Source organism: Actinoplanes sp. NPDC000266 (assembly GCF_042899005.1).
Classification (GTDB): Bacteria; Actinomycetota; Actinomycetes; order Mycobacteriales; family Micromonosporaceae; genus Actinoplanes.
On the sequence record NZ_JBIAZI010000012.1, the window covers coordinates 358,350 to 380,362 of the forward strand.

Below are 22,013 nucleotides of genomic sequence, written 5' to 3' on the forward strand. Positions count from 1 at the left end.
GTGGTCCGCCCGCCCGCCCGTAACGCTGGACGGCATGACAAACCTCCTGATCACCGGGGTGAGCGGTGGGCTCGGCCGCGCCTTCGCCGTCGCCGCTCTGTACGCCGGGCACACCGTCGCCGGCACCGTCCGCGGCGAGGCGGACGCGGCCGCGTTCACCCGGCTGCATCCTGAGCGCGCGCATGCCCGGCTGCTCGATGTCACCGACGACGACGCGGTCCTCGCCGTGGTGGCCGGCGTGGAGAAGGAGATCGGCCCGGTCGACGTGCTGATCGCCAACGCCGGTTACGGGCTGGAGGGCACCTTCGAGGAGACCCCACTGTCCGCGCTGCGCGCCCAGTTCGACGTCAACGTCTTCGGCGCGGCGGCCACCATCCAGGCCGTCCTGCCCTTCATGCGCGAACGCCGCCGCGGTCACATCCTGGCCGTTTCCTCGATGGGCGGTCTGGCCGGTTTCCCCGGCGTATCGGCCTACTGCGCCAGCAAGTACGCGCTCGAGGGCCTCCTGGAATCGCTCGGCCCGGAGATCGCCGGCTTCGGCATCCACGTCACCGCGGTGGAGCCGGGATCGTTCCGTACCGAATGGGCCGGTCGCTCGATGGTCCGGGCGCCGCGGACCATCGCCGACTACGACGAGGTGTTCGACCCGATCCGTGCCGGCCGCCGGCGGGCCAGCGGCAACCAGCTCGGCGACCCCGCGCGTGCGGCCGCCGCCGTTCTGCGGGTCATTCGTGAACCCCGGCCGCCACGGCACCTGGTGCTCGGTTCGGACGCGCTCCGCGTGGTGCGGGCCGGCCGCGCGGCCGTCGACGACGACCTGTCGCGCTGGGAGGAGCTGACGTTGTCCACCGACTTCGCATGACGGCCAGAAGCGCCGAAACGGCACTTCAGGGGCGATGCATTTGTCACGATAGTGGCATGAGGGCAACACATGTCGCTCCCACGGGGATCGAGCGGACCTTTCGCGAGGACGAGATCATCGTGACCAAGACCGACTCGCGGGGTGTTCTCACCTACGCCAATGACGTGTTTCTCCGGATCTCGGCGCTGGACGAGGATGACGCGGTCGGGCAGCCGCACAACATCATTCGGCATCCGGACATGCCCCGGGCTGTCTTCAAGCTGCTCTGGGACACCCTCAAGAACAGGCAGGAGCTTTTCGCGTACGTCGTCAACCTCGCCGCCGACGGGGCCCATTACTGGGTTTTCGCGCACGTCACCCCCTCCTACGACGCCGGCGACCGGATCATCGGCTATCACTCCAGCCGGCGTACGCCCGACAAAGCCGCCGTCACCGCCATCGCCGAGCTCTACCGTCGTCTGCGGGCCGAGGAGCAGCGGCACTCCAGCTCCCCGGCCGCGCTCGAAGCCGGCTGGCAACTTCTCCAGGACACTTTGGCCGGGCGCGGGCAGACCTACGACGAGTACGTCTGGGAGCTCACGAACGGTGGCGGACGGTGACCGGCGACGAGGTGCTGCGGATGATCGGCGCGGTGTGCGACCGGGCCAAGGGCGGTGACCTGGAGGCCCGGCTCGCCAAGGTCGACGGCTCCGATGTCGCCCGCGAGACCCGGCTCAAGCTCAACGGGCTTCTCGATGTCACCGACGCCTTCGTCCGCGAGTCCGGCGCCGCCCTCGAGGCCGCCGCCGAAGGGCGTTTCCACCGGCGGTTCCTCACCCGTGGCATGTCCGGCTCGTTCCGCAAAGCGGCCGCGCAGATCGCGCAGTCCTCCGACCAGATGAGCGTGTCGGCCGCGCAGCTCGGCGCGGCCGCCCAGTCGCGGGTGGCCCTCGCCGACGAGCTCGAGTCGGCCGTGCTCACCGTCTCCGAGCAGGTCGCCACCGCCGCCACCGAGATGGGCGCCTCGGCCAACGGGCTGGCCGACTTCGCCCGCGAGGCCGTGTCCGACGCCGAGCGCGGACTGGTCACCGTCGGGTCGCTGCGCACGGCCTCCGACGAGATCCGCCGGGCGGTCGACCTCATCAACAATGTGGCCGCGCAGACCCGGCTTCTCGCGCTCAACGCCACGATCGAGGCGGCCCGGGCCGGCGAGATGGGCCGCGGCTTCAGCGTCGTCGCCAACGAGGTCAAGAGCCTGGCCACGGAGACCAGCTCGTCCAGCGAGGAGATCCTCGGACAGGTCACCACCGTGCAGCAGGCCGCCAGCGACGCGGTGCGCGTGCTGGAGGCCGTGACGGCGAGCATCCGGGAGATGAGCGGCCTGGTCGACGGCATCGCCCAGGCCATCGACGGCGGGCACGAGTCGGGCCTGTCGGGGCTTTCTCAGTTGGCCGAGGTCCTGCGCGGCGAGGTCACGCGCTTCGTCTCCTCGGCCCGGGGGTCGTAGGCCGGGGCCTCGTACGCGTGCGGGACCGTGATCAGGAAGGCGGCGCCGCGCGGCTGGTTCGGCCGGTAGCTGACGTCGAGGCCGCCCGCCTGGGCCAGCTGGCGTACGAGGTAGAGGCCGAGCCCGGTTCCGCTGGTCCGGGTGGCGACGCCGCTCTCGGCGCGGGCGAAACGGTCGAACAGGTGCTCGACGAACGCCTCGGGTACGCCCTCGCCCTCGTCGGCCACCTTGATCTCGACGTGGTCGCGCCGGTTGGCCACGGTCACCGTGACCGGCGGTTCGCCGTACTTGGTGGCGTTGGCGATCAGGTTGCCCAGGATGAGCTGGAGGTGCTTGGGGTCGGCGAAGCCGTAGATCTCGTCGGGCGCCACCACGGTGACCTGCTCGGCGGCGAGGGCCGCGCGGACCAGGTGCGACAGATCGACTCGTACCGGCCGGGCCACCAGGGCCCCCGCGTCGAGCTGGGCCAGGGTCAGGATGTCGGTGACCAGCTCACTGGCGCTGTGCCCGGCCGCGGTCATCCGGCGTACGTCATGAAGCTTGGCCTCTGTCGTCGACTCTCCCCAGTCGTCCAGGAGCAGCTCGCCGAGGCCGATGATGCGGGTGAGGGGCTGGCGGACGTCGTGGCTCAGCATCGCCATGACGTCGCCCAGATGGGCGTTGACCTGCTGGAGCTGCTCGGCGCGGTCGGCCAGCTCGGCCCGGTCGGCCAGCCGGGAGCGTTCCAGGGCGCGGCGCTCGGTGGTGTCGATGATCTGCATGGCGAAGTACTGCGGGTGGCCCTCGCTGTCGCGCAGCAGGGCGCTGGTGACCGACGCGTCGATGATCCGGCCGTCCGCGTGGACGTACCGTTTCTCCAGGTCGAAGCCGTCGATACGGCCGGACAGGCAGTCACGGACGGATTCGGCGGCCCGGCCCACGTCGTCCGGATGGGTGATGTCGTCGCTGCGCCGGCCTATCAGGTCGGCCTCGGCCCGGCCGAAGAGCTCGGCCGCGGCCGGGTTGACCCGCACGTAGCGGCCCTCGGTGTCGGTCAGCGTCATGCCGATCCGGGACCCGTCGAAGACCTGGCGGAACCGGTCCTCGCTGAGCCGCAGGTCCTGGCGGCTGTGCCGGGCCCGGCCGGCCGCGGCCACGACCAGCAGGCCGACCACGGCCGCTCCGCCCAGCGCGGCCCGGCCGGCGATCTCGTTGTCGGCCAGCGTCGCGAACAGCACGTCCTCGCGGACCGCGGCCGACAGCCGCCACGGCGTGCCCTCGATCGGGGTGGACGAGTAGCGCCACCAGTGGCCGCCGGTCTGGTAGCGGCCCTTGCTGTGCTGCCGCAGCGCCGCCGCCAGCGGCTCGTTCTGGCCGGCCAGCGTGGGCACCTCCCCGTCGAGCGTCCCGTTGGCGGCGACGATGCTGCCGTTGCCGTCGACCAGCTGCACCTGGGCGCCGCCGTAGGTGAGCGCGGTGGACAGATAGGTCGACAGCGGGCTGTCGCGGATCTCCACCGCGCCCGAGAAGACGCGCCGTCCCGCACTGGTCTGGAAGGGAACGGCGAACGCGACCACCGGCAGGCCGCGGACGGCCGACGGCACGACCGGCGACACAGCGGCCCGGCCCTCGTTCAGCGCGGTCCACAGATGGGTGTACCGCGAGGCCAGGTCCTTGCCGATGATGCTCGAGTCGTGCGGCACCACCTGCAACGCCCGTCCTTTGGCGTCGAGCAGGACGGCGGCCGGATAGCCGAAGCCGGCGACCGCGCGGGAGAAGTCACGTTCGGCGACGGTGGCGTCGGAGAGCGAGGCGCGCGCCTGCACCCGCTCCCGGTCGATCAGGTCGGCGGTGTAGCTGGTGACGAAGTCGCCGATCAGGCCGACGCGCAGGTTGAAGCGCTGCGCCAGCGACTGGCGGCTGTCGTACTGCTGCCAGAACAGCACCGCGGTGCCCACTGCGACCAGCACCAGCCAGATCAACAGCGGGACCAGCGCGGGCCTGATCCTGCGCGCGAGCCTCACGCTGAATCATCGGCCGTTTCCGCGATCTGCTGAGCGGCTATCGGCGGTGGACCGCCAGCACCGCGATGTCGTCGGTCGGCTGGTCGAGGCCGATGCTGGTCATCACCTCGGAGCACACCGTCTCGGGCGCCGCCGGGCGCACCACCTCGATGAGGGCGTCGATGCCGATGTCGATGACCCGGTCGCGGCGCTCGATCAGCCCGTCGGTGTAGCACAGCATCACCGCGCCGGGCGGCAGGTCGATGCTCGTGGTCCGCCGGGAGCGGCCGCCGCCGACGCCCAGCGGGGCGTCGATCGGCATCTCGACCAGGCCCTTCTCACCGTTCGGCAGGGCCAGCACCGGACGCAGGTGACCGGCCGACGAAAGCTGGACCGAGCTGTGGTCGGGCGAGATCGTCGCGTACAGCGCCGTGGTGAGGCTGCCGGCCTCGAAATGCCGGACCTTTCGGTCCAGCAGGGTGAGGACCTCGGCCGGATCGTCACTTATGAGGGTGTACGCCCTCAGCGCGCTCCGCACGCGCCCCATCACCACCGCCGAGGCGAGCCCGTGGCCGGAGACGTCGCCGATGACCAGCCCCAGCGGGCCCGAGGGGAGGCGGAACACGTCGTACCAGTCGCCGCCGAGGCCGAACTCGTGCCCGGGCACGTAGCGGGCCGCGAACGACAGGTCGGGCAGCTCGGGCAGCAGCGGCGGCAGCAGGCTGCGCTGAAGGGCGAGGGCCGCGGTCTGGTCGAGCTTGCGGGCCCGGATCTGCCCGGCCGCGCCGGCCCGGTCGGCGGCCACCTCGAGCAGGCGGATGTCGTCGTCGGTGAAGTGCCGCGGCGTGCAGGTGCCGACGTGCAGCACGCCGATGATCTCGCCGGCGGCCAGCACCGGCACGCCGAGCAGTGAGCGGATGCCCTTCTCGATGAGCACCGGGCTGACCACGTCGTCGGCGGTCACGTCGTGCAGCACCACGGGGCGGCGGGCCTGCGCGACCCGGCCCGAGAAGCCCTGCCCGACCGGCACCCGGATGCCCTGGCGGATCTCCTGCTCGAGGCCCTTGGCGGCGGTGGCCACGAGCTGCTGGGCGTGCGAGTCGAGCAGCATGATGGCGGCGGTGTCGGCGTCGAGCAGGTCGCGCACCCGCTCGAGGAGCTCGTCGAGCAGATCGGAGACGTCGAGCCGGGACAGGGCGGCGTCGGTGACCGATTCCAGGCGGCGCAGCCGCTCGTCGTCACGCATCGCCCCCACGTGGCCACCCTAGTTGGAGGGACCCCGTGGACGGGAGGAGGGAAGTGCGAACCTGGCCCACACGTGTTTGCCGCCCGCCGCCGGGTACCAGCCGACGTCGAGCGCCAGCCGCTCGGCGAGTCGCAACCCGAGCCCGCCTGACCTCTTCGGACGGCGGACGTCGACCGAGGGGCGTCCGGCCGGATCACGGTCGGCCACGTCGATGATCACAGTGTCCCGGTCGCGCAGCAGGGCGACGACGGCTTGCGATCGGGCGTGCCGCAGCGCGTTCGACGCCAGCTCGGTCGCGACGACCAGCAGCATGTCGTCCGGCGGCACGTCGTCCACCTTCCGCAGCTCGGCCCGCAACATCCGCAACTCCACCGGCTCATCGACCGTCCACCGGCCGACCTCGTCGGCGGTGACCGGCGACGCCATCCGCCACCCTTTCATGCGCCCTTTAGTGCCCCTGGAGACGTACGGCAAAGCATTTCGATCATCACCACCCTGGTCACGGCCGTCACATCACCCGTCCGGGTGGTCGTTCAGGTGGTTCCGGTGACCGTGTTCCGCGCCGTGATCAGCCAGCAGGCGGCGGTGAACCGGACGTCGGTTCCGCTGATGAACGGGTCGAAGGCGGCGCGGACCGTCTCGACGATCCGCGAGCGCCGCGGCTCGGGCACGTCCGGCAGGACCTGGCCGACCGGGCCGAGCCGGGTGAGATAGCCGGTCAGCTCGCTCTCCGGCATGGTCAGCTCGACGTCCAGCGGCTCCAGCGCGACGTCGGACCAGCCGCTCCCGGACAGGACGCTCCGCACCAGCCCCGGGTCGGCCAAGCCGAACTGGCCCGGCCCGTCCGGCCGTCGGGGCGGCAGCTCGGGCAGGAGCGGCCCGGCCGCCCGCTCGGCCGTCGTCATGAACGGGTTGTCCTCGATGGCGCGCCACACGACGAGACGTACCACCGCAAGCGGCTTGCAGGCCCGCCGGAGATTGGCGAAAGCGCGCACCGGGTCGGGGAAGAACATCACGCCGAAGCGGGAGACGACAGCGTCGAACGAGGCCGGCTCGAAGGCGTACACCTGCGCGTCGGCCTCGATGAAGGAGAGCCCGCCGGTCTCCCGCTCGCGAGCGGCCGCGATCATCGGCGCCGCGATGTCGACGCCGACCGCCCGGCGGCCGGGCGTGCGCGCGATCGCGGCCGTCGTCGCGCCCGTGCCGCAGCCGACGTCGAGCACCGACCCGAGCGGCAGGCCCTCCACCAGCACCTTCTCGAAGGGCCGGAACAGCTCCTCGAGCACCTCCTGGGAGTCGGCCCAGCCTCGCCCGCTCCGGCCGTTCCATCTGGCCGCCTGATCCACTGTCGTCATACCCTTGCCTTTCCGCGTCGTCCGTGCCACCGTTCCACCTCAAGTCGGCTTGAGGTCAAGGGAGACCCGCGGTGGACCTGGACATCGGTGAGGTGGCCCGCCGCTCCGGGCTGCCCGTCTCCGCCCTGCGCTACTACGAGGAGAAAGGCCTGATCGCCCCCAGCGGGCGTCGTGGCCTGCGACGGCAGTACGACGCCGGGGTGATGCAGCGGCTGGCGCTGATCGCCCTGGGGCGCGACGCCGGCTTCTCCCTCGACGAGATCCGCCGGCTCATCCCCTCCGACCCGGACGGCGCGCCCGCCCTCGACCGGCAGATGCTCACCGCGCGGGCCGACGAGCTGACGTCGACGATCCGGGAGCTCACCGCGCTGCGCGACGCGCTGCTGCACACGGCCGCCTGCCGTGCGCCGAGCCACGCGGAGTGCCCCACGTTCATGGCGGCCCTGTCGCACCCCGGGCGAATTGCTCCTTTTCGGGGGAAGCGCAAGTTGACAAAATGAGGTTTGATTGACGCGGCTCGACGCCTAGTCACGGATGGTGGTCCTGTGAGTTCCTGGATGCGGCGGCGCGATCACAACATCTTCTTCAACGGGTTCGCGTTCCTGCTCTGCGGCCTGCTCGCCGGTGTCGTCGTCGCGGCGGCCGCCTTCCCCGTCGTGGCCATGTCCGGGCTGGCCGCCAAGGCCGGCGGCGAGACCTTCGCGAGCCTGCCGGGCGAGCTCAAGGCGTTCAGCTCACCCCAGATCACCCGGGTCTACGCGTCCGACAACAAGACCCAGCTCGCCCAGTTCTACGACGAGTTCCGCAGCGACGTGCGCCTCAAGGACATCTCGAAGTTCATGCGTGACGCCATGGTCGCCGCCGAGGACCGGGAGTTCTACAACCACAACGGCGTCGATCTCAAGGGCGTGGCCCGGGCCCTGGTGAACAACAACAACGGCAAGTCCAAGCAGGGCGCCTCGACGATCACCATGCAGTGGGTACGGATGTCGCTGGCCTACTCGGCGACCAGCCCGCAGGAGGTCGTCGACGCGACCGAGGACACGCCGAAACGCAAGGTCACCGAGATGAAGTACGCGATGCAGGTCGAGAAGGAGCTGACCAAGGATCAGATCCTCGAGCGCTATCTGAACATCGCGCCGTTCGGCAAGGGGACGTACGGCATCTTCGCGGCCAGCCAGGTCTACTTCAACAAGAAGCCGAAGGACCTGACGATCGGGCAGGCGGCCCTGCTGGCGGCGGTCGTCAAGGCGCCGTCCGCGTTCGACCCCACCACCGCCGAGGGCTACAAGGCGATCAAGCTGCGCCGCGACACGTACGTCATCCCCGGCATGGTCGAGCTCGGCACGATCACCCAGGCCCAGGCCAACAAGGCCGTCAAGGAGCCGATCCCGAAGGTGGTCAAGCAGGTCGGTAACGGCTGCGTGTCGGTCTCCCGCAACGAGTGGGGCTTCTTCTGCGACTTCTTCTACCGCTGGTGGATGGAGAGGGAGCAGTTCGGGGCGACGACGTACGACCGTGAGCGCCGCCTGAAGAGCGGCGGCTACCGCATCACCACGACGATCGACGTCAAGGCGCAGAGCCAGGCCCGCAAGCGGATCGCCCAGCTGATCTCCGAGAAGGACACGAACGCGCTCCTGCTGGCGGCCGTGCAGCCAGGAACGGGCAAGGTACGGCTGCTGGCGGCGAACCGCCGCTTCAAGCTCGACGAGTCGAAGAACTACATGTCCTCCGACCCGGCCAAGCGTAAAAAGGGCATCCGGGGCAGCTACCCGAACACGACGAACCCCCTGCTGACCGGGGGCGGCGACATCACCGGATATCAGGCCGGCTCGGTGATGAAGATGTTCACGATGGTGGCGGCGCTGGAAAAGGGCGTCCCGCTGGCGTACCAGATCAAGACGGAGAAGCAGTACCGCTCCAGCTACATCATCAGCTCCCGCAGCGAATCGGCCTGCGACGGCACCCACTTCTGGTGCCCGATGAACAGCGGCGGAGGAGGCGAGGGCGTCTTCAACATGTGGACGGCCTTCGGCAAATCCATCAACACGTACTTCGTGCCCCTGGAGGAGCAGATCGGCGCGGAGAGGGTGGTCGACGCGGCGAAACGCTTCGGCATCAAGTTCCGGGCGCCGAGCGACGCGAAGCTGGCCTCACCGGGCTACTCGCACCAGTGGGGAGCGTTCACGCTGGGCGTGTCGGCGACGACGCCGCTGGACATGGCGAACGCGTACGCGACACTGGCCGGCGACGGCATGTACTGCGAGCCGACGCCGATCGAGCAGATCGTCACGAAGGACGGCCAGAAACTCGACATCGGAAAGCCTAGCTGCACGCGGGCGACCAGCCCGGACGTGGCCCGGGCGGCGCTGGACGCGGCCCGCTGCCCGGTGGGAGACTCGGCCCGCCTGGGCAGCTGCGACGGCGCGACGGCCCCGCAGACGCGCGACGTGGTGGGCCATCCGGTCTTCGGCAAGACGGGCACGACCGACCGCGACCGCACAGCGTCCCTGATCGCGGGAACGACATCGCTGGTGGTGGCGGGCTATCTGGTGAACCCGGACTACCAGGCCCACCGGGACAGGTTGCGGCACGCCCAGGTGAACCCGGCGGTCTACAAGACGCTGGGCGACTACATGGAGGGCAAGCCGTCCGTGCAGTTCAAGAGGCCGGAGAGCCGGAAGATCGTGTACGGCGACCAGCGCCGCATCCCGGACGTGACATGTGATCCGCTGAGCGACGCCCGATCGCGCCTGCGGGACCTGGGGTTCCGGGTGTACATCGGGCGCGACGTGGACTCGAAGTGCCCGGTGGGGACGGCGGCGGGAACCTCTCCCAGTGGGCGGACGATCAAGGGTGGGATTGTGACCATCGAGGTCAGTAATGGGAAGGACATTCCTAAGCCGACTCTGCCTGGGTTCCCGCCGATCATCACGCCGCCGCGGCCCGGGGACTGACGCTTTGGTGGGAGGGCTTCAGAGGAACTGCACACGGTGCACAGTGCCGTCGGGGTCGCGTAGCTCTATTTGCTGGCCGCGCTCTTCTGCCTCCTGCACGAACTTGTAGAGCTGCAGAGCCCTGTTGACAATGTCGGTTTTGCCGATCGCCGTGGCTTCGTGGAGTGCGTCCAGCGCCTGGGCCGATCTGGGAGTCAGGTTGACGGTTAGGCGGGTCAGTCCGCCTGAGCGCTGTAGATGGCGGCTGGCCTGGGCGGCTGCTTCGATGGCCTTTGTCTGGGTGGGGAGCGTGGTGTCGTCCACCTCGCTGGAGAGGTAGATGGCGTGCGGGGAGATCAACTGCCAGGTGGGCCAAGCCTCGGGGCCGTGCGGATCTTCGTTGGCGTCGGTCCAGTGGCGGATCAGCCCCACGGCGACTGACACGTAAGAGCGGCGCTCGTCGGCGTTGATCGACGCCCGCAGTGTGGCCCGGAGCAGAGGGTGCACACGGATCGCGGGGACCGGCGAGACCTTGCCCTCCTCGATGACGGCTCGCGTGCTGGTCTCGACGAGGTTGACGTTCGACAGCTCATTGACGAGCAGCCGGAGCCGGATGCCGTCGACGGCGCCCAGCAGGCCGGACTCGGCCAGTGTGTGCGGGTGCAGAACGGCCTCGGGGATCGGATATTCGGCGAAATGGCACAGCAATCCGAGCAGTGCCCGCGCCTCGGGCATTCCACGGCGGTCCAGCCAGGACAGAGTGACGCCCCACAAACGCTCGATGAGGGCCGCCTGACCGGCTTCGTCGGACAGCGTGAACCGCCCTTGCTCGAACGCCTTCTCCAAGGCCGAGAACGTGGCCACCGTCGAGGTGTCGCGCCAAGTGATCGGCAGCGACGCCACGTTCGACAGGTAGGCGCTGGCCAGGTTCAGCGCGAGCGGCAGTCCACCGAGCCGCGATCCGAGGCTGATCGCATCGTCTACCAGCCCGGCGTGACCCACCGTACGGTCCATCAAGACCTGGCCGGCGTCCTCGGGGTCGAGGTCACCGACGTGGTGAAGCACCGACCAGCCGGAACCCCACACCTCTCGTGAGCCCGTCCTCGTGGTGACGATGACGGTGCCCCGGCCGCGCATGAGCGGCCGGATCAGTCCCCGCCCTTCGGCCAGATCGTTGTCGTCAGGGCTGAGCAGGGTCAGGTCGTTGATGTTGTTGATGACCAACAGCCATGGCTCGGGCTCGTCTCGCAGGTGCTCCCAGATCCGGTCGAGCGCTTCCGGGGCGAGCGCGTCCTCGTCCGGGACACCGACCTGGCGGCCCACGGCCTGAAGGCTGGCCATGATGACCGGTGTTTCGGCGGCCTCGATCCACCACACTGGAAGGCCGCGTGACTGGGCTATCTGAGCGGCCTCCAGAGCGACGGCCGTCTTACCGCACCCGCCCATGCCATGCAGGACATGCACGTACCGCATCCCTTTGCCACTTAGGTTTCTGGTCACCCGCCGTATCAGAGCCTGTCTCCCGCGCACCGGATGCGCGGGGTCGCGCAACCCGTACGGCGGCGCCAGCGACACCGCCGCCGCTGACGGGCTGCCGAAATCGAGGTCACCCAGCGAGTCCGGCGCGGAGACGTGGATGCTGCGGCCGCGGATCTCGATGTGGTTGTGCTGGGTGTTGTCCGAGCCGACCTGAACGCCATGGCCGTGCCCGACGTCGACTTTCTTGGCCTGCGACACGTGTCAACCCTAGCGGCGTGTGAGGATGAGGTGGTGATCTCCGGGCGGCCCCGTGTCCTCTATGTCAGCGATCTGGGCTATGAAGCTCGCGGGCGCCGGTACTGCGACGAGGACATCTATCTGACGGGGCGGCTGCGCGGCAGCTTTGATCTGGCGGTCTGCCATCCGCTGGACGCGCGGGCGTTGATGGGTGGCTTCGACGTCGTGGTGGTGCGGAACAGCGGGCCGGTGCTGAACTATCAGGCGGAGTACGAGGCGTTCCGTGCGGCGGCCGCTGAGGCGGGGGCGCGGGTCTTCACCGAACTGAGCGGGCGGGGTGACATCGCCGGCAAGCAGTATCTTCTCGATCTGTTCGCGGCGGGGTACCCGGTGATTCCGACGGTTGACCGGCTCGAGGATCTGGGGCGGCTGCCGGAGAGCGACTGGTACGTGGCGAAGCCGAAGTTCGGGGCGGACTCGGCTGGGCTCACGGTCGTCGAACGGTCGGGGCTGCCGGGGCTGGACTACACGGATCTGCTCGTGCAGCCGCGCATCGACTTCACGTACGAGGTGTCGTTCTACTACGTCGACCACGATTTCCAGTACGCTCTGTACGCGCCCCGGCCGGGCCAGCGGTGGGAGCTGGAGCCGTACGAGCCCGGCGAAGCCGATCTGGCTTTCGCTCAGCGCTTCATCGACTGGAACACCGTCGAGCAAGGCATCCAGCGCGTGGACGCCTGCCGCACCCGCGACGGCGACCTGCTGCTCGTCGAGCTGGAAGACCTCAACCCGTTCCTGTCCCTGGACCGGGTCGCCCCAGCCACGCGCGACCGGTTCGTCGAGGCGATGACGAACTCGCTGCTGCGGCTCAGTCGCGCGTGACCTTGATGATGACCTCGAACGAGGCCTCCGTGGAGGCGCTCGACAGGATCACGCCGGCGCCCGCCGACAGCTTCACGCCGAACTTCGCCTCCAGCGCGTTCACCCGCCAGCCCCGGCGCTCCGGCACCGCGTCCGCGGACTCCTGCACGAGCCGCGCGGCTTCCGCGATGGCGGCCGCGATCTCGGCCTGGCGGGCGGCCAGCCGTTCACTGACCTTCCGGCGGGACGAGATCTGACGGTCACCGTTGGCCAGCTCGAACGTCTCGATGGACACGTTCTCCGACATGTTCGCTCCCTGTGTCACGCCGTCAGACGGCATAGACAGTAGACGGCCGGCCCGTCCGGTCACGCCATTCCGGCACGACCGAGTGATTGTCATGGTGCGCACACGTGCATCAGGCTGTTCCAATGCCTTCGACGGACACGACACCCCGCAGCAAGTACTGGGTGGAGCTGTCGTACGACGGTCACGTCCTGGGCGGCGGACTGCTGATCCAGCGTGGCGGGGTGATCCTCACCGCAGCTCACTGTCTGCGCACGCTGCCGGCCGGTGAGGATCAGCTGTACGCGACGCTCGGCACCGGGCTGAAGCTCAAGGTGCGGGTCGACGAGATCGTGGACTGGGACCTGGCGCTGCTGGTGGCGGTGGATCCGGACGAATGCGATGTCCCTCCCCCGTGCGCCGACGCGTGCCGGTCCAGCGACGAGTGGTTCGCGCCATATCGGCCTTCGATCACCGATCCTCATCTGAACGGCCATGTCCTGTCCGAGGACTGCGTTTACGGGCTGACCGGTGGCACCGAGGTCGTCGCCCTCCAGCTCGGCGTCAACCAGATGCTCGGCAACTATTCCGGATATAGCGGCGGGCCGGTCGAAGCCGATCCCGGCGGACGCCGCAGGCTGGTCGGCGTTCTGCTCGAACAATATCCCGACCGCACCGATCCGGACCGGTCCAGCAATGTGCTGTTCGCGGCGCGGATCCAGCAGGCGATCCAGCGGTTCCGGCGATTCGACATGGCGAACCTGTTCCCCGGCGGCGTGCCGGAGCGGCCGGCCCCACCACGGCCGGATGTCGACGCCGCCGTGGAGAGCCGGCTCCGAAAACTCCGGGAGTGGCGCGAGACCGAGGTGATCTCCAGCCGGGCGGCGAAGGCCATCGAGCTGCGGATTCTTCAGGACTGGCTCCGCGCCACGCCGTTGATCGACACCGATGAGTGAGCCCGGCTGGGGGCGAGCCCTCGAACTGGCCGCCGAGCTGGCCGCGCGCGGCTATCACGAGACCGGCGTGCCGCCTCCGGAGCTCGACGCCCTGCTCCACGAGATCCTGTCCAGCGGCGAGCGTCCGGAGATCACGGACGTTCTGTGCCTGGCCGACCTGCTCGAAGAGGCCGGGTTGTCGGCGAACGCCGGCGCCGTGCTCAACTTCGGCCGGGCCCGCTACGCGGGGACCGTCGACGAGGGACGGATCATCGTCACCGCGGCTCAGCACCTCTTCGACAACGGCGATCACCGCAACGCCGTGGAGTTGCTGAAGGGGGCACGCCATTTGGGCGCCCGCGTCGCCGTCAGCCTGGCCGCGGTGGCCGTGGCCGTGGGTGACACGGCGTTGGCGCGGGAGTCGCTGGCCGCCGCCGACGACGCGACGTCACCGCTGATCCGGGCGGCTGTGGCCGACGTGAAGGCGCAGTTGTCGGGCCGCTCCGCCAATGCCGAGACGGCGTGGCAGGACGCCGCGAGTGCCGCGCGCGAGGTCCCGGACCCGGCCGATCTCCGGTTGGCGGGTCTTCTCGCCGGGCACGGCCGCTTCCGCTTCGAGAGGGCCGAGTCGGTCGGTGACCGGCCTGCTCGACGGGAAGCCCTCGCAGCCCTCGAAACCACCGCGATGATCGCCGCGTCCACCCTCGGCGCTGCGCATCCCGACGCCCTCCGGTCGCAGATCACCGCCGATGTCGCGGGCTTCGAGCACGCCTGCGCGCTCGGCGACGAGCAGTCCGCGACCGGCGCTTGGGAGCGGCTGAAGTCCACCGCCGACCTGCAACTCGCGTCGTTCGGTCCGCTGCATCCGGAAACAGCCGTCACTCAGATCAGTGTCGCGGCGGCGGGTTTCGAGCTCGCGCGGGTACGACGCGACGCGGTGGCGGCCAGGAAGGCCCTGGTGCGCCTGGACCATGTACGCGCACAGGCCGAGAGGACGCTCGGCGCCCGGCACCCCGGCACGATCGCCGCGGAAGCCAACTTCGCCATCGCCCAGCTCGAACTGCTCTTCGTGCGGGCCCGCGCTGCCCGCGACGCCGTCGCGCTGGCCCGGAGCGCGGACCACCTGTCGGCCCTGGGCCGGCGGGCGGACGAGGTGCTCGGCGGGTCCCATCCGACCTCGGTCGTGTTGCGCCGGATGACGCAGGTGGCGCGGGCCATGGCCGGCTCCGGACCACCGGACACCGACTCCGGCGGCAGCGTCGCGGTGCTGACCACCGTTCTGACCCGGACGCTGCACGAAACCGCCGGCCCACGGCCGTTCGGTGATCACCCTTACGAGTCCGTCGATCGCGCCGCCGAGAACTCGTTCAGGCAGTACGCCGCGAGCCGGGACCTCGCCTACCAGCGAGGGCTGGCCGGGAATCCGGCCCCCGCGGCCGCCGCGTTCGAGCAACTGCTCACCGACGTCGTGCGGGTTCTCGGCCCCGACCACCCCGACGCCCTGGCCACCCGGGGCAACGTGGCCTACTGGCGAGGACGGGCCGGCGATCCGGCCGGCGCGTTCATGGCGTGGCAGCATCTGTTCACCGACTATCGGCGAGTGCTCGGCCCGGATCACCTCGACACCCTGACCGCCCGGGGCAACCTCGCCTACTGGCGCGGACAGGCCGGAGACCCGGCCGGGGCGGTCGACGCGTTGCAGCAGTTGCTCCTGGACCGGTCACGAGTGCTCGGCCCCGACCACCCCGACGCCCTGACCACCCGGCACAACCTCGCCTACTGGCGCGGACAGGCCGGCGATCCGGCCGGCGCGGTCGCCGCCTTCGAGCAGCTGCTCACCGACGTCGTGCGGGTCCTCGGCCCGGACCACACCGACACCCTGACCACTCGCCGCAACATCGCTTACTGGCGCGAGAGAATGTCGCCCTGAGAACGGAGGCAGGGGGTCGCCGCGGGCAGGCGGCCGGAGAGATAGGCCGCCGGGGAGACTCCCATGAGAGAGCGGAAGTCGCTGATCATGTGGGGCTGGTCGAAGTAGCCCGCGCGGTCGGCCACCGCGGCCCACGTGTCCTGGCCGGCCAGGGAGAGGACGCGCTGGAGGCGGCTTATCCGGGCGAAGTGCTTCGGGGACAGGCCGACGTCGCGGGCGAAGAGGGTCCGCAGGTGGCGCTCGCTCACGCCGGCCCTGCTCGCTGCCTCCGGCAGGCGGGCGGTCGTGGTCGTCAGGACCTTCATCGCGGCGGTCACGACCGGGTCGCTGCCGGGGCCCGACAAGAGGAGCTCGGGGTCGCTCAGGGGGATGGACCGGTCCACCAGGTCGGACGCGGGGATGCCGAGCACCGCGTGTGTGCGGCCCGGTGGCAGCTGGACCTGCGCGCATGCGATGGCCGGACGGTTCGGATGGTAGCTGCCCCTGGTGCGCGGGCCGGATATCAGGACGTCGCTCTCGCCCTCGGCCGTGGTCCGGAAGACGACCACTGTGGAGGTGTGCGGCTTCTGGACAACGGTCGACGGCACGATTCCGACCCTAGGCAGTGCCGATTTTTCCAAGACGGGCGGGGTGGGCGGCGGCAGGCTGACACCCATGATTCTGGTTACCGGTGCTACTGGCACGACCGGCTCGCTGCTGGTCGATGAACTGCTCGGCCGCGGGGCCGAGGTCACCGCGGTCACCCGCGATCCGCGGCGGGTCGCGCCCCGGGCCGGGCTGACTGTCAGCACCTCGGTGGTGCCGGCGGACGCCCTCTATCTGCTCTCGCCCGCTGGGCCCGGCGTGCCCGAGCTTGACCTGACGGTTCTGCGGGCGGCCGTCGGCGCCGGGGTGCGGCGGGTGGTCAAGCTGTCGGCCATCGGTACGCCGGATGAGGTCGCGCCCGGGGGCTGGCATCAACCGGGCGAGCGGGCCGTGCGCGAGAGCGGGCTCGAGTGGACGATTCTGCGGCCGACCACCTTCGCCAGCAACTCGCTGGCGTGGGCGGCGGACATCAGGGCCGGGCGGCCGATTCCGAACCTGTTCGGGGACGGGGCGCAGGGAATCGTGGATCCGGCGGATGTCGCCGCCGTGGCCGCCGAGGCTCTGACGTCGGGCGGGCACCACCAACAGACGTACACACTGACCGGTCCTGAGCTCTTGACCGTGGCCGACCAGGCCGGGCAGCTGGGTGAGGTGCTCGGGCGCACGCTCACCGTTGTCGACGTCGAGCCGCGCGCGGAGCACTTCCCGGCTGAGATCGCCGAGGTCGCGCTGGCCGGGGCCGCCCTGGTCCGGCGCGGGGGCAACGCGATCGTGACGGAGGATGTGGAGCGGGTGCTGGGGCGCAGGGCGGGCACCTATCGGGCGTGGGCCGAGGCCCGGTGGGAGCCGGGAGTGTGACCGAAGGTGGTGCGGAAGACGTCGATGAAAGCGCTGGCCGACGACCAGCCGCAACGATGGGCGACCGTGGTCACCGGCGTTCCCTCGGCCAGCAGGATCAGGGCGTGATGCAGGCGCAGCTGGGTGCGCCACTGGGGGAAGGTCATGCCGAGGTCGCGGCGGAACAGCCGCGACAGGGTGCGGTCGCTGGCGCCGGCCTCGCGGCCCAGGCCGGCCAGGGTGCGGTTGGCGGCCGGGTCGGCCTGGACGAGGGCGCACACGGTGCGCAGCAGTGGGTCGGTGGGCGTGGGGACGTACAGCGGCTGTTGGGGTGAGGCTTTCAGCTGGTCGAGCAGGACGGCGCGCAGCCGGTCGCGTTCGGGGGTCCGCTCGGCGGCGCCGCGGGTGTACGCCACGATCAGCTCCCGCAGCAGCGGCGCTACCGACACCACAGTCGGGGCGTCCAGGCCGAGCGGGTTGCTTGCGGCGGGCAGTCCGATCAAATGCAGTTCGAGTTCCCCGTACGCCCGGTGGGCATGCACGGTGCCGGCCGGCACCCAGATGGCGCGGTTGCCGGGTGTGACCCACGAACCGGCACTCGTCGTCACGGACAGGACGCCGCGCGCGGCGTAGACGATCTGGTGGTCGTCGTGGCGGTGCGCGCCGATCTCGGCGCCGGAGGGAAGCCGCCGGCTGCGGGTGGGCGCCACCGAGGTGTGGCGGATTTCCGTCATTGGTTGTCAGGTTATCGGAAGGCGGACAGGGTGGCCGCTCGCGACCATCGGCTCATGCCGAGAATCCTGCTCGCCGCCGGTCACGCCTGTGTCGACGTCTACCAGGGCGCCGTCGCGGCGCTGGTGCCGTTGTTCGTCGCCGAGCGCGCGTATTCCTACGCCGCGGCGTCCGGGGTCGTGCTCGCGGCGTCACTGCTGTCGTCGGTCGCGCAACCGGTGTTCGGCGCGCTCACCGACCGCTGGGCGATGCCGTGGCTGCTGCCCGTCAGCACCGTTCTCAGTGGAGCCGGCATCGCGATGAGCGGGCTGAGCGGCAGTTACGCCCTCACCCTGCTGTTCGTGGCGCTCTCCGGCATCGGCGTGGCCGCCTATCACCCGGAGGCGGCCCGGGTGGCCCGCCGGGCCGGGCGGGGCAGCCACACCGCCATGGCGCTCTTCTCCACCGGCGGGAGCGTCGGCTTCGCCCTGGCACCGCTGCTGGTGGCCGGCCTGGGCGGGCTGGACCGGACCCCGCTGCTGGTCGTGCCGGCCCTGGCCGGCGCGGCGATGACCGTGCCGGTGCTGCGGGCCCTGGCCCGGCGCGAGAACACCGGAACGGCGAGGACGGCCACGGCAGGAGATGACGACGCCGCCTCGTTCGTACGGCTGGCCCTCGCCGTGGTGTTCCGGTCGATCGCCTTCATCGGGCTCAGCACCTTCATCGCCCTCTACGCCCAGCAACGCCTCAACGACAGCGCCGCCGCCGGCACGGCCGCCCTGTTCGTGCTCTACCTCGGCGGCATCGCCGGCTCGCTGCTGGGCGGCGCCGCGGCCAACCGCTGGGGACGCGTCGTGGTGTGCCGCTGGTCGTACGCGATGACGATCCTGGCCGTCGCGGGCGTGGTGTGGGTTCCCGGCCCGGCGATCTACCTGTTCGTGGCGCTGACCTCGGCCGGCCTCTACGTGCCGTTCTCGCTGCAGGTCACCCTCGGCCAGGACTATCTCCCCAGCCGGGCCGGCACGGCGAGCGGCATCACCCTCGGGCTGACGGTGAGCGTGGGCGGGCTCGCCGCCCCGGTCATCGGCGCCCTGGCCGACGCGACCTCGCTGCGGACCGCGCTGACGCCCTTGATCGCCATGCCAGCGCTGAGCTGGTTGATGGTGCGGACGCTGCGCGACCCCTGACGGCGACTTCCGCCTGCGTCGCGAGCATTAATGTCTGATTGACACAAACAGTGACAACTGTCGGAATGCCCATAGTGTCCGCCCCTCCGGGAAGGTGCTTACTGTCCCTATGACAGTAAGTTAGCTTGAGCGCATGAGCGAGCATCGATGGAAGCCGTTGCCTGTCGTCGTCCTCACCGCCCTGGATCTGGAGTTCGAGGCGGTCCGGGAGCAACTCACAGACGTTCGGTCCCTCTCTCCGGTTTCTCGGACATATTTCGAGAGGGGGTCGCTGCCGGGAGGCGCGGGCGATGCCGTGCTGGGCCTCACCGGCAAGGGCAACCACGCCGCGGCGGTCATCACCGAACGCGCCATCAACGCGTTCAAACCGGCGGCGGTTCTGTTCGTCGGGGTCGCCGGCAGTCTGAAGCCGACCATCCACTTGGGTGACGTCGTCGTGGCGACCCACGTCTACGCCTATCACGGCGCCGCGGCGCGGGCCGGAGGTCTCAGGTCGCGCCCGCGGGTCTGGGACATCGACCACGGCATCGAGCAGGCCGCTCATCAGCTACGCCGGCGCTACGACCGCGAACGCGCGACGTCGCCGTCCGCGGATGTGCCTCGCGTGCGCTTCGGCCCGATCGCCGCCGGAGAGATCCTGCACGATGCGCCGAAGTCGGCCCCATTGACCTGGATCAAGAGGCATTACGAGGATGCGGTCGCCATCGAGATGGAGGCGGCCGGCGTCGCGAAGGCGGGTCAGCTCAACGCCGTGCCGGGAGCGGTCATCCGCGCCATCAGCGACCCGGCCGACGGCACGAAGGCGCGGAGCGACGCGGAGGACTGGCAGCCCCGTGCGGTCCGCAATGCCGCTGTCTTCGCCATCGCCTTGGCCGCGGAACTGGCCGCGGGCCGCGCATCCGAAGCGGCCGAGGCCGGCCCAGCCCTCGACCCGATACGGGTCGAGACACACGGTGGAAGCCACGGCGCGGTGGCCGGCGTCATCCAGGGCGGGGTGCACAACTCGTACTCCGGCGAACGGAGACCGTCATGAGTCAGCCGCCTGCCGGCGCCGGTGTCCACACCGAGGGCGGCCGCCATGGTGCCGTGGCCGGCACCATCCATGGCGGCGTCCATAACTACTACGAATATCCTCCCCCGGATGCCTCCCTGGCCGAGAAGCTGGCCTCCGCTCTCACATTCCTCGCGTCCGGCCAGGCCACGACGGCCCGGCGGCTGCTGAACGAGGTGATAGCCGAGGACCCCGATTCGAGCAAGGTCTGCCTCTATTGGCTCCTCGCCTTCTTCAGCGGCCGGACCTACGGGGAGTTGTCCGCCGAGGAGCGGCACCAGGTGACGACGGAGCTCAAGCGGATCGGCGAGCTGCCCTCGACCAGGTGGTCGGCCGGTATCGCCGTCGTCCAGCGGCTTGTGCACACCGGCCGGCCACGGCCTGGCAAGCCGGTGGAGGCCACCGGGTTAGAAGCGGACCTCGACGCGTTGGCGCCGGACATCAATACCGCCATCCGGAGTCACTTGGCACGCCTGATCCAGGGCTCGCTCAAGGACGAGGTGTGGCATCGGGATGTTCGGGAGGCCCAGGCCGGCCAGAATGCGGGAAACCGGCGGCAACGAGCCTGGAAGTTCTTCGAGCCCGACCCCAGGGCGCCCCGGGTCGGTCCGGTGCCCTCGGCTGTCGTCACCCCGGTGGCGCTGGTCCTGGCCGGGCTGGCGGTCGTCTCGGTGATCGGCGCGTCGGCGACTCTCGGCCGGCTTGTCCTGCAGCGAGACGATGTCACCGCGGCCGCCATCCTGGTGGGCATCCTGGCGACGGCCACCGTGAGCACCTGGTTCGGAGTGGAGATCCGGTTCCGCGACGACACGGTGCGCGCCCACGAGCGGGAGGTCCGGGCCATCCGCTCGAGCCGGGATGCCCTACGGCCAGGCGGCTTCGTCGCTTCGGTGGACCGGCTGTACCTTCGATACATCCGGAAGTTCGCCCCGCCCGAGGACGGCGAACGATCAGCCTGGCTGACGGACTCCTATGTTCCGCTCCGCCGTCTCCGTAACGATCTTGTAGAGGCGTACCGCGAGCCGTCGGCCACAGCGGATGAGATCAAGTGGCTCATCCGGTTCCAGGTCAAGGAACTGCGTCAACGGTGGTCGAGAGGGGAGCCGCTGGACCCGCGGCCCACCGTTCCGCCCTTGATGAGACCCGCCACCGCCCTCGGCGCTGTCCTGTCCCTTCTCGGCTTGATGTGGGTGCTCCCATCGGCCCTGCGCCAGGATGTCATCCCGGCCGCCGGCGCTTTCCTGGCTCTCGCCTTCGCCGCAGTGGTGGTGGCGACCCTCGGAATTCGGATCATGGCGGAGCGGAGACGGGTCGTCGCCGGGGAGATCGAACGTCGGCGGCGACAGGCCCTTTATGGGAAGGAGTACGAACGTTGGCGACAACGCTTGGCGGACCGGCCCGACGACATCGAGATGGCGCGGTGGCTCGACTGTGATCGTCGCCTTCTGCTCGACCACGCGATCCAGGCCTACCGGTTGAAGTGGAGTGACATCCAGGCGTACGCGTCGCTGGAGGCGGAGGGCCCGAACAGCCGAAGAGCACGGGTGAAGAACGGCCCGTGGCGCTGTACGCGCTATCGGCTGCTGGTCTTCCTTCTCACCTCGGACGGGGTTCGGCAGCTCACCACTGAACTGGACTTCAAGAAGGCCGCCTTCCGCGGCTGGGAGCGCACGAACTATCGCTACGACGCCGTCGCCGCTGTTCAGGTCTCGGTGCACGACGACGCGGCCAGCGAGTTTCATCTGTTTCTGGTCAACGGCACCGATATCCAGGTCGCGGTGCCGGAAAGCGGACGTGCCGGCGAGGGTGAGGATGCGCGGGTGCTGGCCGACGCGGCCGATGACGCCACCGGGATCAGGCACACCCTGTTCGTTCTCGAAGGTGTCGCCGCGGAGGGACGGCGCTGGTGGGAGGGAACCGCGTACCGGCGGGCGTCCGAGGTGCGGGCATGACCGCTAGTGTTGTGAGTCTTTAAATCGTTGTCAGTGGGTACGTTGGTGGGATGCCGTTGCCGACAGCAGTGCCGATCGTGCTCACTGATGACGAGCGT

The 22,013-nt window shown here is 70.1% G+C and carries 20 protein-coding genes; 12 read left to right on the forward strand and 8 right to left on the reverse strand.

Annotated elements, in window-relative coordinates; translation table 11 throughout:
* The first annotated feature begins 34 nt into the window (after nt 1-34).
* The 3 genes from ACFY36_RS41025 to ACFY36_RS41035 are packed head-to-tail and all read left to right on the forward strand — an operon-like array spanning nt 35 to nt 2,348.
* Nucleotides 35-862, forward strand: a complete 828-nt coding sequence (locus ACFY36_RS41025; protein WP_499751316.1) for an oxidoreductase — start codon at nt 35-37, stop codon at nt 860-862.
* A gap of 56 nt (nt 863-918) precedes the next feature.
* A complete protein-coding gene (locus tag ACFY36_RS41030) occupies nt 919-1,461 on the forward strand; it encodes a PAS domain-containing protein (protein ID WP_499751317.1) in 543 nt (180 codons plus the stop codon).
* Entirely contained in the window at nt 1,458-2,348 is an 891-nt protein-coding gene (locus ACFY36_RS41035) for a methyl-accepting chemotaxis protein (RefSeq protein WP_499751318.1), read from the forward strand. Before ACFY36_RS41030 ends, ACFY36_RS41035 begins: the two co-directional genes overlap by 4 nt.
* Here the strand turns inward: ACFY36_RS41035 and ACFY36_RS41040 are convergent.
* The 4 genes from ACFY36_RS41040 to ACFY36_RS41055 all read right to left on the reverse strand — a co-directional run bounded on the left by ACFY36_RS41040 (nt 2,285) and on the right by ACFY36_RS41055 (nt 6,931).
* Complete coding sequence (locus tag ACFY36_RS41040; RefSeq protein WP_499751319.1) at nt 2,285-4,351, reverse strand: sensor histidine kinase; 2,067 nt, start codon at nt 4,349-4,351, stop codon at nt 2,285-2,287. The genes ACFY36_RS41035 and ACFY36_RS41040 overlap by 64 nt on opposite strands.
* A gap of 37 nt (nt 4,352-4,388) precedes the next feature.
* The gene (locus ACFY36_RS41045; RefSeq protein ID WP_499751337.1) at nt 4,389-5,576 is read right to left on the reverse strand and encodes a PP2C family protein-serine/threonine phosphatase; all 1,188 of its coding nucleotides are present in this window, start codon (nt 5,574-5,576) and stop codon (nt 4,389-4,391) included.
* Nucleotides 5,577-5,594: 18 nt separating this feature from the next.
* Nucleotides 5,595-6,002 (reverse strand): ATP-binding protein, encoded by a 408-nt coding sequence (locus ACFY36_RS41050; RefSeq protein WP_499751320.1) that lies wholly within the window; start codon nt 6,000-6,002, stop codon nt 5,595-5,597.
* Nucleotides 6,003-6,109: 107 nt separating this feature from the next.
* Nucleotides 6,110-6,931 (reverse strand): class I SAM-dependent methyltransferase, encoded by an 822-nt coding sequence (locus ACFY36_RS41055; RefSeq protein WP_499751321.1) that lies wholly within the window; start codon nt 6,929-6,931, stop codon nt 6,110-6,112.
* A gap of 71 nt (nt 6,932-7,002) precedes the next feature.
* Here ACFY36_RS41055 and ACFY36_RS41060 point away from each other — a divergent pair, with 71 nt between their 5' ends.
* Nucleotides 7,003-7,431: a helix-turn-helix domain-containing protein gene (locus tag ACFY36_RS41060; protein ID WP_499751322.1), complete on the forward strand. Its 429-nt coding sequence runs from the start codon at nt 7,003-7,005 to the stop codon at nt 7,429-7,431.
* A 57-nt stretch (nt 7,432-7,488) separates the two neighbouring features.
* Entirely contained in the window at nt 7,489-9,888 is a 2,400-nt protein-coding gene (locus ACFY36_RS41065; RefSeq protein ID WP_499751338.1) for a transglycosylase domain-containing protein, read from the forward strand.
* An 18-nt stretch (nt 9,889-9,906) separates the two neighbouring features.
* On the opposite strand, the gene ACFY36_RS41070 is transcribed toward ACFY36_RS41065, so the two are convergent.
* Nucleotides 9,907-11,442 carry a tetratricopeptide repeat-containing protein gene (locus ACFY36_RS41070; RefSeq protein ID WP_499751323.1) on the reverse strand — a complete coding sequence of 512 codons (1,536 nt, stop codon included), beginning with the start codon at nt 11,440-11,442 and terminating at the stop codon, nt 9,907-9,909.
* Between the two features lie 57 nt (nt 11,443-11,499).
* Between ACFY36_RS41070 and ACFY36_RS41075 the strand changes: the two genes are divergently transcribed.
* Entirely contained in the window at nt 11,500-12,465 is a 966-nt protein-coding gene (locus tag ACFY36_RS41075) for a hypothetical protein (protein ID WP_499751324.1), read from the forward strand.
* Here ACFY36_RS41075 and ACFY36_RS41080 read toward each other — a convergent pair.
* Nucleotides 12,452-12,751 (reverse strand): CU044_2847 family protein, encoded by a 300-nt coding sequence (locus ACFY36_RS41080; protein WP_499751325.1) that lies wholly within the window; start codon nt 12,749-12,751, stop codon nt 12,452-12,454. The two genes, ACFY36_RS41075 and ACFY36_RS41080, sit on opposite strands and share 14 nt — an antisense overlap.
* Nucleotides 12,752-12,873: 122 nt before the next feature.
* Here ACFY36_RS41080 and ACFY36_RS41085 point away from each other — a divergent pair, with 122 nt between their 5' ends.
* Both ACFY36_RS41085 and ACFY36_RS41090 read left to right on the forward strand, forming a co-directional pair.
* Nucleotides 12,874-13,683 carry a trypsin-like serine protease gene (locus tag ACFY36_RS41085; protein ID WP_499751326.1) on the forward strand — a complete coding sequence of 270 codons (810 nt, stop codon included), beginning with the start codon at nt 12,874-12,876 and terminating at the stop codon, nt 13,681-13,683.
* Nucleotides 13,676-15,592, forward strand: coding sequence for a tetratricopeptide repeat protein (locus tag ACFY36_RS41090; protein ID WP_499751327.1), 1,917 nt, complete (start codon nt 13,676-13,678; stop codon nt 15,590-15,592). The genes ACFY36_RS41085 and ACFY36_RS41090 overlap by 8 nt, the downstream gene beginning before the upstream one ends.
* Here the strand turns inward: ACFY36_RS41090 and ACFY36_RS41095 are convergent.
* Nucleotides 15,565-16,179 carry a helix-turn-helix domain-containing protein gene (locus ACFY36_RS41095; protein WP_499751328.1) on the reverse strand — a complete coding sequence of 205 codons (615 nt, stop codon included), beginning with the start codon at nt 16,177-16,179 and terminating at the stop codon, nt 15,565-15,567. The two genes, ACFY36_RS41090 and ACFY36_RS41095, sit on opposite strands and share 28 nt — an antisense overlap.
* Nucleotides 16,180-16,246: 67 nt before the next feature.
* Between ACFY36_RS41095 and ACFY36_RS41100 the strand changes: the two genes are divergently transcribed.
* On the forward strand, nt 16,247-17,035 hold the full coding sequence (locus ACFY36_RS41100; protein WP_499751329.1) for an NAD(P)H-binding protein: 789 nt from the start codon (nt 16,247-16,249) through the stop codon (nt 17,033-17,035).
* Here ACFY36_RS41100 and ACFY36_RS41105 read toward each other — a convergent pair.
* On the reverse strand, nt 16,993-17,748 hold the full coding sequence (locus tag ACFY36_RS41105; RefSeq protein WP_499751330.1) for an AraC family transcriptional regulator: 756 nt from the start codon (nt 17,746-17,748) through the stop codon (nt 16,993-16,995). The genes ACFY36_RS41100 and ACFY36_RS41105 overlap by 43 nt on opposite strands.
* Nucleotides 17,749-17,802: 54 nt before the next feature.
* Here ACFY36_RS41105 and ACFY36_RS41110 point away from each other — a divergent pair, with 54 nt between their 5' ends.
* From ACFY36_RS41110 to ACFY36_RS41120, 3 genes are all read left to right on the forward strand, one after another.
* A complete protein-coding gene (locus tag ACFY36_RS41110; protein ID WP_499751331.1) occupies nt 17,803-18,912 on the forward strand; it encodes an MFS transporter in 1,110 nt (369 codons plus the stop codon).
* A gap of 133 nt (nt 18,913-19,045) precedes the next feature.
* Nucleotides 19,046-19,945 carry a 5'-methylthioadenosine/S-adenosylhomocysteine nucleosidase family protein gene (locus tag ACFY36_RS41115; RefSeq protein ID WP_499751332.1) on the forward strand — a complete coding sequence of 300 codons (900 nt, stop codon included), beginning with the start codon at nt 19,046-19,048 and terminating at the stop codon, nt 19,943-19,945.
* Nucleotides 19,942-21,915 (forward strand): hypothetical protein, encoded by a 1,974-nt coding sequence (locus tag ACFY36_RS41120; RefSeq protein ID WP_499751333.1) that lies wholly within the window; start codon nt 19,942-19,944, stop codon nt 21,913-21,915. Before ACFY36_RS41115 ends, ACFY36_RS41120 begins: the two co-directional genes overlap by 4 nt.
* The last annotated feature ends 98 nt before the right edge of the window (nt 21,916-22,013 follow it).